The organism is Pseudomonas sp. FBCC-B1667 (genome assembly GCF_059133255.1).
The window spans coordinates 3,877,707-3,890,584 of sequence record NZ_CP101437.1; the positions used below are offsets into that span (position 1 = coordinate 3,877,707).

14 protein-coding genes, 1 tRNA gene and 2 pseudogenes are annotated in these 12,878 nt (G+C 56.8%); 11 read left to right on the plus strand and 6 right to left on the minus strand.

The window, feature by feature from the left end; translation table 11 throughout:
* Positions 1–19: 19 nt before the first annotated feature.
* Entirely contained in the window at positions 20–403 is a 384-nt protein-coding gene (locus NL116_RS17770) for a c-type cytochrome (protein WP_494373326.1), read from the minus strand.
* Between the two features lie 267 nt (positions 404–670).
* Between NL116_RS17770 and NL116_RS17775 the strand changes: the two genes are divergently transcribed.
* Together NL116_RS17775 and NL116_RS17780 are read left to right on the plus strand one after the other, a co-directional pair.
* Positions 671–2,296, plus strand: a complete 1,626-nt coding sequence (locus tag NL116_RS17775) for an NADP-dependent glyceraldehyde-3-phosphate dehydrogenase (RefSeq protein WP_494373327.1) — start codon at positions 671–673, stop codon at positions 2,294–2,296.
* A 41-nt stretch (positions 2,297–2,337) separates the two neighbouring features.
* A complete protein-coding gene (locus tag NL116_RS17780) occupies positions 2,338–3,381 on the plus strand; it encodes an FUSC family protein (protein ID WP_494373328.1) in 1,044 nt (347 codons plus the stop codon).
* Between the two features lie 3 nt (positions 3,382–3,384).
* Here NL116_RS17780 and NL116_RS17785 read toward each other — a convergent pair whose 3' ends face one another.
* Positions 3,385–4,278 carry a DMT family transporter gene (locus NL116_RS17785; protein WP_494373329.1) on the minus strand — a complete coding sequence of 298 codons (894 nt, stop codon included), beginning with the start codon at positions 4,276–4,278 and terminating at the stop codon, positions 3,385–3,387.
* A 135-nt stretch (positions 4,279–4,413) separates the two neighbouring features.
* On the opposite strand from NL116_RS17785, the gene NL116_RS17790 reads away from it, so the two are divergent.
* Complete coding sequence (locus tag NL116_RS17790; RefSeq protein ID WP_494373330.1) at positions 4,414–4,851, plus strand: Lrp/AsnC family transcriptional regulator; 438 nt, start codon at positions 4,414–4,416, stop codon at positions 4,849–4,851.
* Positions 4,852–4,908: 57 nt separating this feature from the next.
* Positions 4,909–5,238, plus strand: coding sequence for a YceK/YidQ family lipoprotein (locus NL116_RS17795; RefSeq protein WP_494373331.1), 330 nt, complete (start codon positions 4,909–4,911; stop codon positions 5,236–5,238).
* Positions 5,239–5,297: 59 nt separating this feature from the next.
* On the opposite strand, the gene NL116_RS17800 is transcribed toward NL116_RS17795, so the two are convergent.
* The gene (locus NL116_RS17800; RefSeq protein WP_494373332.1) at positions 5,298–5,969 is read right to left on the minus strand and encodes a Bax inhibitor-1/YccA family protein; all 672 of its coding nucleotides are present in this window, start codon (positions 5,967–5,969) and stop codon (positions 5,298–5,300) included.
* 123 nt (positions 5,970–6,092) lie between these two features.
* Between NL116_RS17800 and NL116_RS17805 the strand changes: the two genes are divergently transcribed.
* Positions 6,093–6,180: transfer RNA gene (locus NL116_RS17805), tRNA-Ser, on the plus strand.
* Between the two features lie 410 nt (positions 6,181–6,590).
* Here the strand turns inward: NL116_RS17805 and NL116_RS17810 are convergent.
* Positions 6,591–7,085: a cupin domain-containing protein gene (locus NL116_RS17810; RefSeq protein WP_494373333.1), complete on the minus strand. Its 495-nt coding sequence runs from the start codon at positions 7,083–7,085 to the stop codon at positions 6,591–6,593.
* A 342-nt stretch (positions 7,086–7,427) separates the two neighbouring features.
* Here NL116_RS17810 and NL116_RS17815 point away from each other — a divergent pair.
* Positions 7,428–7,748 (plus strand): annotated as a pseudogene (locus NL116_RS17815) (phage infection protein); the annotation flags it as partial.
* Between the two features lie 195 nt (positions 7,749–7,943).
* Here NL116_RS17815 and NL116_RS17820 read toward each other — a convergent pair.
* Positions 7,944–8,416 (minus strand): annotated as a pseudogene (locus NL116_RS17820) (LysR substrate-binding domain-containing protein); the annotation flags it as partial.
* 977 nt (positions 8,417–9,393) lie between these two features.
* On the opposite strand from NL116_RS17820, the gene NL116_RS17825 reads away from it, so the two are divergent.
* From NL116_RS17825 to NL116_RS17835, 3 genes are read left to right on the plus strand one after another with little or no spacing between them, the layout of a single operon-like run.
* Positions 9,394–9,831, plus strand: coding sequence for a hypothetical protein (locus tag NL116_RS17825; protein ID WP_494373334.1), 438 nt, complete (start codon positions 9,394–9,396; stop codon positions 9,829–9,831).
* Positions 9,832–9,871: 40 nt separating this feature from the next.
* Positions 9,872–10,312, plus strand: a complete 441-nt coding sequence (locus tag NL116_RS17830; RefSeq protein ID WP_494373335.1) for a YeeE/YedE family protein — start codon at positions 9,872–9,874, stop codon at positions 10,310–10,312.
* A 2-nt stretch (positions 10,313–10,314) separates the two neighbouring features.
* Positions 10,315–10,770, plus strand: a complete 456-nt coding sequence (locus NL116_RS17835; protein WP_494373336.1) for a DUF6691 family protein — start codon at positions 10,315–10,317, stop codon at positions 10,768–10,770.
* Positions 10,771–10,805: 35 nt separating this feature from the next.
* Here the strand turns inward: NL116_RS17835 and NL116_RS17840 are convergent, their stop codons facing one another.
* The gene (locus NL116_RS17840; RefSeq protein ID WP_494373337.1) at positions 10,806–11,996 is read right to left on the minus strand and encodes an MFS transporter; all 1,191 of its coding nucleotides are present in this window, start codon (positions 11,994–11,996) and stop codon (positions 10,806–10,808) included.
* Between the two features lie 187 nt (positions 11,997–12,183).
* Between NL116_RS17840 and NL116_RS17845 the strand changes: the two genes are divergently transcribed.
* Both NL116_RS17845 and NL116_RS17850 read left to right on the plus strand, forming a co-directional pair.
* Positions 12,184–12,450: a FecR/PupR family sigma factor regulator gene (locus NL116_RS17845; RefSeq protein WP_494373338.1), complete on the plus strand. Its 267-nt coding sequence runs from the start codon at positions 12,184–12,186 to the stop codon at positions 12,448–12,450.
* 124 nt (positions 12,451–12,574) lie between these two features.
* A complete protein-coding gene (locus NL116_RS17850) occupies positions 12,575–12,775 on the plus strand; it encodes a hypothetical protein (RefSeq protein ID WP_494373339.1) in 201 nt (66 codons plus the stop codon).
* Positions 12,776–12,878 lie beyond the last annotated feature (103 nt).

Sequence of the window (12,878 nt, forward strand, 5' to 3'; positions counted from 1 at the left end):
GAATCGCACCCTGTCGTTCTTATTGTGGGATGTGCTGGCCGGACATGAAGCTGATCAGCGCCAGGAACTGTTCCTCTGAACACTGCACGCACTGGCCCATCGGCGGCATGCCGTTGTAGCCGTTGATCGCGTGATCGAGCAGCGTGTCGGCGCCTTGCAGGACCCGAGGCTCCCAGGCTTTGCTGTCGCCGGTCAGCGGCGCGCCGGCGGCCGGGTTGGCGTGGCAGAGCTTGCAACTGTTGTCATAGACCTGCGCCAGCTCGGTGTCGGCGGGCCTGGCGGTGGCCGCGTCAATGTGCGTCGCCGGGCTTTTCGGGTCTTCGCCACACCCTGCGAGCAACATCGCGACCCCCACCAAGGCAAAACAAAGGCTAGGCTTTTCACTGGAACGGCGTGCCCGCATGGTGTTCCTCTCATGGGGCGCCCGGTCAGCCGGGTGCACCGTTTACTGTTGTGATCAAGGAGAACTCCACACTAAGGCACCCGGCGTGGGCGGGTTGAGGGCATTGGGGGCCAACAAGGGGGGCTTCTGAGGCCATGACCGATGCGCCGTGAAATCCACGCGCCATTACCCACCGGCACAAAACGCTGAGATGAGTCATGACAAGCGAGGCAGAGGTCTGCTAAAACGATTCATCAGTGCATGACCCAATCCAGAGGGGGTAGCGACATGACCACAGCCAACATTCTCGACAACCTGTTTCCAAGCCTCGCCGACATCCCGGAAAAGTACCGCCTCGACGGCCAGACCGAGCAGCGCGACTATCTGGTCGATGGCGAACTGAAAACCTGGCACGGGCCGCTCGCCCAGGTCCGCAGCCCGGTGTACCTGGCCGGTGCGAATGGCGACGAACAAGTGATCCTCGGCAGCACACCGCTGCTCGATGCCGAGACGGCTTTGACCGCGCTGGACGCCGCCGTCCGAGCCTATGACCGTGGCCAGGGCTTGTGGCCGACCCTGCGCGTGGCCGAACGCATTCAACACGTCGAAGCCTTTCTCGGCCGCATGCGCCAACAGCGTGAGGCCGTGGTCAAGTTGCTGATGTGGGAGATCGGCAAGAACCTCAAGGACTCGGAAAAAGAGTTCGACCGCACCTGCGACTACATCGTCGACACCATCAATGCGTTGAAGGAACTCGACCGCCGCTCCAGCCGCTTCGAACTGGAACAGGACACCCTCGGCCAGATTCGTCGCGTCCCGCTCGGCGTGGCCCTGTGCATGGGCCCTTACAACTACCCGTTGAACGAAACCTTCACCACGTTGATTCCGGCGCTGATCATGGGCAACACCGTGGTGTTCAAACCGGCCAAACTCGGCGTGCTGTTGATTCGCCCGCTGCTCGAAGCGTTCCGCGACAGCTTCCCGGCCGGGGTGATCAACGTGATCTACGGCAGCGGCCGCGAGACTGTCAGCGCGCTGATGGCCAGCGGCAAGATCGACATCTTCGCGTTTATCGGCACCAACAAAGCCGCCAGCGACCTGAAGAAACTCCACCCAAAACCTCACCGTTTGCGTGCGGCGCTGGGCCTTGATGCGAAGAACCCCGGCATCGTCCTGCCGGAGGTTGATCTGGACAACGCGGTCAGCGAAGCGGTGACCGGCTCGCTGTCGTTCAACGGCCAGCGCTGCACCGCGCTGAAAATCCTCTTTGTGCACGAAGACGTGGTCGAAGCGTTCATCGAAAAATTCAACGCCAAACTCGCCAGCCTCAAACCCGGCATGCCGTGGGACAGCGGCGTGGCACTGACACCACTGCCAGAGTCGGGCAAGGTCGATTACCTGCATTCGCTGGTGGCCGATGCCGAAAGCAAGGGCGCCAAAGTGGTCAACCCCAACGGCGGCGTGGCCCGCGCCTCGTTCTTCTACCCAGCGGTGCTGTACCCGGTGACCACGCAGATGCGCGTTTATCAGGAAGAACAGTTCGGCCCGGTCATCCCGATCGTGCCGTACCGCCATCTGGACACGGTGATCGATTACGTCCTGGAATCGGACTTCGGCCAGCAGTTGAGTATTTTCGGTACCAACCCGGTGGCGGTCGGCCGGCTGGTGGACACATTCGCCAATCAGGTCGGGCGCATCAACCTCAACGCCCAATGCCAGCGCGGTCCGGACACCTTCCCGTTCAACGGCCGCAAGAACTCGGCCGAAGGCACGCTGTCGGTGCATGATGCGTTGCGGGTGTTTTCGATCCGTACGTTGGTCGCCACCAAGTTCCAGGAAACCAACAAGGACCTCATCAGCGAGATCATCAGTGGACGCAGTTCGAGTTTCCTGACCACCGATTACATTTTCTGAGGACACCGAGCCTGAGTACCTTCAGCCATCGACTGCCACCGTTGCTGCGCCGACTGCTGCGTCCGTTGCTGGACCCGTACCGGCGCTATCGCCACGCCAGACTGATTCATGCGGTGCGGGTTTCGCTGGGATTGCTGGCGACGATCCTGCTGACCACCGGCATCCATTTACCGCATGGTGAATGGGCGTCGGTGACGATGCTGGTGGTGATCGGCGGCTTGCAGCACCACGGCAACATTGGCAAAAAAGCTGCCGAGCGGGCCATTGGCACGTTGATCGGGGCCGGCGTCGGTCTGCTGCTGGTCGTGCAACAAGCCTGGCTCGGGATGCCGTGGCTGACTTATTTCGCCATGTCGGTGGTGTGCGGTTTTTTCTCGTATCACGCCATCGGCAAGGGTGGCTACACGGCGCTGCTGGCGGCGATCACCGTGTTTATTGTCGCAGGGCACGGTGACAACCCGGTCACGGACGGCTTGTGGCGCGGGGTAGACATCCTGATCGGCATCGCCCTGGCACTGGCGTTTTCTTTCGCGCTGCCGCTCTACGCGGTATTTTCCTGGCGCTACAACCTGGCCGATGCGTTGCGCGATTGCGCGACGATCTACGGGCGCATCATCAATGGCCAGCCTGTCAGCGATGACGATCACCTCAAACTCATGGGGCGCCTGAATTCGGTGATGGTGCAATTGCGCTCGCTAATGCCATCGGTGTCCAAGGAAGTGAAAATCTCCATGACCGAACTGGATGCCATTCAGCGCAATTTACGCATGTGCGTCAGCACCCTGGAAATCCTCGCCAACACTCGCCCGGACCCCAGCGACTCGAACGCCATGGCGCAATTGCAATCGGCGATGACTGCCGAGCATCGACAAATCCGCGTGCAATTGATCGGGATGGCGCGGGCGCTGAAAACCGGTACGTCGCAACGGCTGAGCCGGCCCATAGAACTGCCGCCCGCTTCAAGCCTCGAAGCACCGGTCTACAGCCCGCTCGACGGTTATCGGCTGCTGACCCGACAGTTTGCCGCCAATATAGGTGAGATGCGCCAGCGATTGGCCAAGACCGCGCCGCGCTGGAACATCTGACACTTACTGTGCCGCCAGTTTGCGCGATTTGAACCCCCACCCCTGTTGCATACCGGCGGCGGCCAGCAAAATCGCCGCGACGCCTAGCCATTGCAGTGGTTCCAGGCGATGACCAAAGGCAAACCAGTCCACCAATATCGCTGCAATCGGGTAGATGAACGACAACGCTCCGGTCAGTGCCGTCGGCAGTTTCTGAATCGCGCCGTACAACAGCACGTACATCACGCCCGTATGGACGATGCCAAGCGTCACCAGGCTGGCCCACGCACTCGGTGCCTGCGGCAGCGCCGAAAAGTGTGCAAATGGTGCGAGCAACAGCACCCCGGTGCAGACTTGGATCAGGGCAATCAAATGCGGTGGCGTACCGGTCAGGCGCTTGATGATCAGCGCGGCAATTGCGTAAAGGAAGGCCGCACCCAGCGCCAGCCCGATCCCCATCAGGTAATCACTGCCGCTCTCGCCCTGCCCTCCATGCGCGCTGACAATCGCCAGCATCCCGAGAAAAGAAAGGCCCAGCCAGAACAGTTTCTGCAGGGTGATCTTTTCGTTGAGGAACAACGCGGCCAGGCCCACCAGCATAAACGGCTGCACGTTATAGACCGCCGTGCCAATGGCAATCGAGGCGCGCGAATACGATGCGAACAACAGCACCCAGTTGCCGACGATCGCCATCCCGCTGAGCACCGCCAGCAGGAAGGTGGTACGGGTCAGAATGCCGGGGCGCAGGAAGCCGAACGCCGCGCAAATCAGCAGCAAGGTGCCGGCCCCGAACAGGCAGCGCCAGAACACCACGTCCAGCACCGGTTGCCCCGACACCAGCACAAACCAGCCGATGGTCCCGGAGATCAGCATGGCGGCGCTCATCTCGAATGAGCCGCGACGTATTGATGTGTCCATCTTCAGACTCCTGTGTTTGAGCGCAAAGTATGCCAATCCGCGCGAGGGCTTCTCCAGAGCAAAAAGCAGGCTAAACTCGGTTTCTGCCTTTTTTATCAAGGCCGTTTCAATAAGTCGCCTTACAGGAGGTTTGCCATGACCGACAATATCGACCAAGTGCTGATCAGCGCCTTGATGGAAGACTCACGGCGCTCGCTCAAGGCGCTGGCGCACCTCAGCGGCTTGTCTTCGCCCAGTGTCGCCGAGCGCCTGCGTCGCCTTGAAGAGCGCGGTGTACTCAAGGGCTACACGGTGGAAATCGACCCAAAATGCTTTGGCTATCAACTCCAGGCCATTGTGCGAATTCGTCCATTGCCGGGTCAGTTGCAGGAAGTGGAGCGGCAAATTCAGGCGATTCCCGAATTCACCGAGTGCGACAAGGTCACGGGTGACGACTGCTTCATCGCGCGCCTTCACGTGCGTTCGATGGAACAACTGGACACCCTGCTCGACCGTCTCAATACCCACGCAGAAACCAACACGGCGATCGTGAAGAGGACCCCGGTCAAACGCCGGTTGCCGCCGATGGCGTGAGTGATGTTTGTTCGCCAATGGCGTAGATTGAGGTTTTTCCGGCGAAGGATTGGCGGCATGAAAACTCAGGCGATGCTACTGGCGGCGCTGATGCTGGCGGGCTGCGGCACGATACAAACGGCCGTGCGTGGTGACGAAGTGGCGTCTAAAAGTCTTAAGGATCAGAAATCCTATTGCGGCGCCATTCCGCGAATCTACAGCGGTGTGACTTATGATTTTTGCAGTTTGAATGCACCGCTGCAAAAAGGGCTGGATGCACAAACCCACACCGACGCTCCAGCCATTGTGCTGATTGACGTGGTCATGTCCGGCGCGCTCGACACTTTGTTGCTGCCCTACACCATTTACCGTCAGCAGGCCGATGGCAACATTGTCATCTCTGAGTAACCCTGAATCTCAAGCAATAAAAAACCCGCCTAAACGGGTTTTTTACTCAAAGCCTGCGATTAGTCGTCGCGGCTCATGATGCCAAACAGCTGCAACAAGCTGATGAACAGGTTGTAGATCGATACATACAGGCTAATGGTCGCCATGATGTAGTTGCGCTCGCCGCCATGAATGATGGCGCTGGTCTGGAACAGAATGCAGCCCGAGGAGAACAGCACGAAACCTGCGCTGATCGCCAGTTGCAAGCCGCTGATCTGGAAGAAGAAGCTCGCCAGCGTCGCACCCAGCAGGACGAAGAAGCCTGCGGTGATGAAGCCACCCAGGAAGCTCATGTCTTTGCGGGTAATCAGCACGTAAGCCGACAGACCACCAAACACCAGTGCCGTCATCGCGAACGCCGAACTGACCACTTCAGCGCCGCCCTGCATCCCCAGGTAACGGTTGAGGATCGGGCCGAGCAGGAACCCCATGAAACCGGTCAAGGCAAAAGCGGAAACCAGGCCCCAGGCCGAATCGCGGAGTTTATTGGTGAGGAAGAAAAGGCCATAGAAGCCGATCAGCACCACGAACACGTTCGGATAACCGACCCGCATCTGCTGAGCGACAAACGCCATCACGCCGCTGAATGCGAGGGTGAGAGCGAGTAAGCCGTAAGTGTTGCGCAGGACGCGGCTAACCTCTAGCTGCTCAGCCTGCACGCTGTTATTAACTGCGTAATCCTGTTCGCGCATGGCGACACTCCTGTTGGTTTGAAACGTTCAGTCGCAAAGATCATAACAGACGCTCTGTAACAAGCTACGCAGAGAGTTTGACAGTGTGTTTCATTCAGGTATTATGGCGCCCGCAACGCAAACGGAGGTGTGGCCGAGTGGTTTAAGGCAACGGTCTTGAAAACCGTCGACTGTAACAGGTCCATGAGTTCGAATCCCATCGCCTCCGCCATCTTTATACGACAAAGCCCTGATTATTCAGGGCTTTGTCGTTTCTGGGGTTTGCGAATTTCGCGCCTCCCTTTCTGGATCGTTTCCGCATCTATCCTATTGATTCCGCAACCCTACCCTCCTGACCCAAACGCACGCCGACCACGTCAATTGTAAAAGGGGTGGTGAACACACCTTCCGAACGCCAGCTTCAGGCGCCAGGGGTGTCCGCGTTTATAAGTAGACACGATCACAATTATCACCCGGATTTTCTTACGCCCACGGAGTTGTTACCCCAGACCGTTCACAGCCCAGACAGGGGAGCTACTTTTTCAACAGAGAACGGCCAAAGCGGTTGTCAGCAAGAACACTTCACCAGGGCGCCAAAGACCCTAACCCGAACGATATGCATAGACGCTATTAAAGGTGAAGTTACTTCGAAGCCTTACGAGGATCATCATGGCTATCAACATACTCAAGGCCTAGCGGACCCGTTCCGTAAACCTGTGAAATGTACTCGCCTGATTTAGCCCAGTGAAAGTGTGGCGTATTGGCCGGAAGTATCACTACGCTGCCTGGCCCATAAGCCACCAGCTTGGCCGTATCGAAAACGGTACCGAAGCCAATGTAGAAAACACCAGACATGACGGTGTAGATACGATCCTCAGGATGGGTATGGGGCATTAATTTTGTGCCATTCGGCACTTTGACTCTCACCACATAGGGTGCTGGCTTACTCGGGTCGCCGGCCAACACAGCCAGCTTCACTTCCTTCGGGAACGCTGGAAAGCTGCGCCACTCCACGTCTTCATTGTGCAAGGCACCGACATTATCGAGTGGCAATGGTTGTGCCTGGGCGAACGGCATTGCTGCGCTGGCGACAAGAAATGCAGCCAGACCCGCAGTGTTCATAATGTTCCGAATCATGAAAGGCACCTTATTTACGCAGTAAACACATTGAGATCGTCGCCTATGCCGCCAGTACATGCGGTGGGTAAAACCGTGGCGAGTCGCGTGCGGCTTACTGTATTTGTCACTGGAGGCAATGAGAATGGCGTCGTCGCGCATTACAGTTGATACGCAATGTAATCAATGCGCGGTCACATGCCGGTTGCGAAGGCTGCCCCTGTTATCACGCTCACCAGAGGTAGGCCGCTCGCCCTATCAATGCCGTCGATGGTCACCATCACGTCAATGAAGTTCTCTTAAAAAATCCGCGGCGTAACATCTGCTCCATACCAACCCAACAACACCCCGGAGCACACGATCATGAAACGCCAAACCATCCTCAGCATCGCTTTCTCGGTTTTTGCAGTTAACGCTTTCGCCGCTACCTCGACTCACCCGGTTGTCGCTGAAGGCGGCTCGGATCGTCTGATTGAAAGTCGTGTTGCTGAAGGTGGCTCGGATCGCCTGATCGAAAAGCGCGTTGCTGAAGGTGGCTCGGATCGGCTGATCGAAAAACGCGTTGCCGAAGGTGGCTCGGATCGTCTGATCGAAAAACGCGTTGCTGAAGGCGGCTCGGATCGGCTGATCGAAAAACGCGTTGCTGAAGGTGGCTCGGATCGGCTGATCGAAAGCCGCGCCGCATAAACAAATCGTGTCACCGCAATACCCAAGAAGCCCGGTCTGATCAGCCGGGCTTTTTCTGGGTAACTGCACTGACTTTCCCCCGTTTGACCCATCGCTGCCGTTCGTCCACGACTGCAATCGATCCAAAGCATCTGCTCAATCGCGGGTTTGTGAGACAGGGGTAAAAATTGAGACGGCTTGATAGTCCATAATTCAGCGCTTGTAGAGCGACGCTTCAACTACAACGCAAACGCTGATGAATGTTCACGGCGATTGGGGTAATAGAGAGGGTAGCCGGCAAAGGGTCGCACCACTCTTCCAACACTCGCAGAAGGCTTCCCACGGTAATTTTCTTGGCAACCATATCTTCCGGAAGGAAAGCCAACTCACCTCCCACAACCACGGCACGCAGAATGGGCACGCTGCTGTTGAACGTCCATTGTCCTTCAACGCGCGCTTTGAGTTCGTGACCATCCTTTTCAAAATCCCATTGCGTCAGGCTTCCATGGGTGGACAGGCGCAGATTGATGCAATTGTGTGCTCCCAGATCACCCGGCATCTTCGGCACTGGGCGCTGTTTAAAATATTCGGGTGAGCCCACGACCGCGATGCGCAAGGACGGCCCGATAGGAACGGCAATCATGTCCTTGGCCACTGTCCCCAAGCCGTACCCCTGCGTCATAGCGCGGGTCTAGCTGCCTTCGCGGCTCAGGCTTGCAGATCGTTGAGAATGGCGCGTGACATTGCTTCGAGCCTCTCATGGGGATCGCGTAATTATTTCATGCAAGCAGGTTCCGCATGGACACGCGATCCCCGAACAGCCCATCAAAGGGTTCGTGCGTAGAACGTTGTCAGCTTGCCCATTGCCGCGTCGACATGACGCACCCGACCGGAATTGAACATGCGCCACTTGCGACCTGGTAGACCGCATCGGTTAGTCGAGACGCTTTTCTTTGGTTCTTCATGGATGACAGGGATTACTGCACGATGCAGGCGCTACGGGTTGACTCAACGATTCAAGTACGAATTCATAGCCCGCCCGCACAGGGTGATGCCGCGCTGCCAGGATGACTGCACTGATGCAGCGCTACAGACTCGGCAATGTTGTAAAAGAGCTAGATCGTTAGCTCTTTGTTGAGGTTGCCCATTACAAATGAATACGCGTCTGGTGACGTGAAAAAAGAGTGCCACGCATAAGGTGCTCTGAAGCGCCGCCATGGAGCAGATCAAGTACACAACGGCGCTGCCGCAACCTCGATAAGCTGCTGCCTGTGGCAGGTGCAGTTGCCACGAAGCTATCTCTGAGACGCCCGCGCCCGAGCCACAATTCTGCGACTACCGCTCAGGGAGCGAGTCTCAGCCTGCACAAGCGCCCTAAAGCCGGCTTGCTTGATTAAAGTCAACTCTGCGCTTGACCAGATGTTTACGCTTGAACAACTGAGGGCTTACAGGTCCGAGGAGCAAGTCATGTACGGGTTCCGTCATCACTGCCGCGATCTCCTGCAACTCACTTTCGGGTGGCTGCCTGACCCCGCCCGGACAATCACCTCCCCTCCCACGGAGGCGCCGCTCTAGGCGATCACACCGTGGCCATTGTGTTTTATGGCGTCGTTTTGGCGCGGTGCAGTACTTCCTGCTTATCTCTGAGTACTTGGAGTCCATCATGCAAACACAATCGAAATGGTTTCTCGCCGCTCTTTTGGCCAGCAGCCTCTTCATGGCAAACGCAGAAGATGAGCATCACCCTGCCGATGCATCTGCCAATGCACCTGCCGGCGCAGCGACTGCCAGCACACCGTCCGAGCCCTCAATGTCCAAAGCGATGAGTGATCAAATGCAAAAAATGCAGGCGGCTCACGACAAAGCTGCCGCTGCTAAAACCCCCGACGAGCGACACGCAGCCATGCAGGAGAGCATGAAGACGATGAAGGAAAGCATGGCCATGATGAGTCAGCAGCATGATGTTGGGGGGTGCATGAACATGGGCTCCAAAAAGGGGATGTCTGGCTCCGAGGACGGCATGGGTCATGGAATGATGGGCATGATGATGAAAATGATGGATCAGCAGTCGTCAATGATGGGCATGCCGATGAAGCAGTGACGATTGCCAGGACTGAACCAAGGGCTAGGAGGAGATCGTCATGCTCGATATGAGTCATTTCACACCACTGAGCGCATTGCTCGGCGGTCTCTTGATCGGCACAGGCGCGGCGCTGTTGATACTGTTCAACGGACGCATCGCCGGTATCAGCGGCATCATCGGCGGACTGTTGCGCCCGGTGGCCGGTGATGTCACCTGGCGAGTGGCATTTGTGCTGGGGCTGGGGCTGGTCATGGCTCCGCTGCTTTACCGACTGATCGCGCCACTGCCCGAGCTGCAGATCGATGCGGGTTATCCGCTGTTGATTGGCGCCGGGATATTAGTCGGCATCGGCACACGCTATGGATCTGGCTGCACCAGCGGACATGGTGTCTGCGGGCTGTCGCGTTTGTCACCTCGCTCGGCGGTGGCGACAGGGGTGTTCATGAGTGTTGGGTTTATCACCGTTTTTGTCATTCGCCACCTTTTGGGAGTGAACTGACCATGGCTCTTTTCTTCGCCTGGATAGCGGGGCTCATATTCGGTCTGGGCTTGCTGGTTTCGGGCATGACCAACCCCGCCAAAGTGCTCGGTTTCCTGGACGTGGCCGGGGCTTGGGATCCCTCTCTAGCCTTCGTCATGGTGGGCGCCATTGCCGTGGCAGCCGTTAGCTTCCAGGTGTCAAGAACGCGAAAGCGATCACTGCTTGGCCTGCCGATTAATCTGCCCACAGGTCGACACATCGATAAGCGTCTGGTCACCGGGAGCATGCTGTTTGGAATCGGTTGGGGATTGGCGGGGATTTGTCCTGGCCCCGCGTTGGTACTGATGGGCTCAGGCATTCTGAAGGGCGTGGTGTTTGTCATGGCCATGCTGGCTGGCATGGGGCTGTTCGAAGGGCTTGAGCGACAAAGACGCCCAGCGTCACCGGTTGCAATTCCTGAGAATAAAACCAGCTGATTTTCGCGGGACGCCGACCCGGTTCGCCTGAGGCGTTATTGTTTCTTGAGTAACAGCAAGAGTAGCGCTGTGAAGGCAATCGCGGCCCCCATGAGGAATGTGCTGTTCGATCCAATGCTTTGCCATAACGCGCCTGCTAGAACACTGGCCATCAACATACAGACACCGCTGACCAGATTAAAAATGCCGAAAGCGGTTCCCTTGAGTTCTCGCGGCGATTTATCAGCTACCAGTGAGGCAAGAATGCCTTGGCTAAATCCCATATGGAGCCCCCACAACGCGACCCCCAACATCATCGTGAGCACTGAACTGGACTGAGCAAGTACCAAATCCGCCAGAACGAGCAACCCCATGCCCACACAGAGCAACTTCGTGCGACTGATACGATCTGATAGCCAACCGGCCGGGTAAGCGGACAACGCATAAAAAAGTGCCATGATCACCATCACCAGCGGTACCCAGGTGACCGACAGCCCTGTCTGCTGCGCCCGCAATACCAGAAACGCCTCGCTGAAACGGGCAAGTGTAAAAACCCCTCCAATAATGACGACCCACCAATACCCGGAGGAGAAGTCGTGAAGGATTCTCCAATGAATTGGGGAACGGAACTTATGTGTGCTGGAGGCAGGGGTAGATTCTTTTACTCCAGCGACAATGAGCACCACCGCTATTGTTGCGGGGATCACTGCAAACCACAGCACAAGTTCGATATCTGCAAGCCATAACATAAGCAGGATGGCCAGAGCGGGGCCAAGAACAGCCCCCACGGTATCCATCGACTGTCGCAGCCCAAAACAGGCGCCCCGGATTTCTGCTGGCGACACATCTGCAACCAAGGCATCTCGTGGTGCACCACGAATGCCTTTGCCGATTCGATCCAGAAAACGTGCGATAAAGACGACTTCAACCGAGTGCGCAAGAGGAAAAAGAGGTTTGCTCAAAGCGGCCAAACCATACCCAAGCAGCAGCAACCCTTTGCGCCGCCCAATAAAGTCGCTGATAGCGCCAGAGAATATCTTGACCAGCATCGCAGTCGACTCTGCAATCCCCTCAATCACGCCGACAGTCAATGCACTCGCCCCCAATGTCGTCACCAAAAATACAGGGAGCAAGCTGTGTACCAGCTCAGAGGATAGATCCATGAACAGGCTGACAAAGCCCAGTGTCCAGATAGTGCGCGGGATACGAATAGGCTCAGCTTTAGTACCTGGTCTTTCGCTACTCATCGTTTCGTCCTTTGCTCATCTGCACTAAAGAGCGACTTCGAAAATCAAAGGTCCATTAAATTAATAGCGCATACGCATCGATTAAAAAGTTTTTTTGAAAATCCCCCCATTCCACTTCGTGACGTGGCCGAGCGCGAGCGCCTCGATATTGGCCTCGAGAGCACTCAGGACGTACAGGTAGCAGTCAATGAATCCATCCAGCTCTTGCGACATGGACGAAGCAATCCTCAGCCAAGCCGCTCATTGGTGTATGCGATTACAGGAAAATACCTGCACGCAAAAAGAATTGTCCGCCTTTAAAGAGTGGATTCAGATGGATCCTCGCCACGCCTTTGAATACGCAAAAATGCTGGAAATCTGGAACCTCAGTGCCCAGTTGCCAAACCATCAAAACACTTCGAAAAAGCGGCTGACTGATATATCGACGCAGCCAAACGACGCGCGCAAAATGTGATGGGCTGAAACAGTCGCACCATTGCAGTGCAATCCGTTGGCAAAAACCGCCTTCCTCAACTAGGGTCTCTACGCAATCAAACGCCACCGCTCACAGGTGGGGGGCCCTGATCAAGGAGAGATAAATGCCGTCCATTCACGCTGTCGAAAAAACCTATCGAGCCTGGTCGAGCCCGATCCTGCTGGAGCTCAAGGAGCGCGAACACCAACTGGACCCCATCTCGCGCCAGGCGCTCGAAAACATTCTGGTAGAAAGACGATTAATCAACCTCGGCAATCCTTCAGGCAGTGAGCGACGCAACGCGGGCGGGAACAACCATCAGTAACCCGCGTCCGATAACCAAGTTCACATTCTGCCTTTTACTCATGCATAAAGAAGTCCGAAATCCAAAGGAACTGGCACTACGCCATTAATGTCGTAGCGGTAGC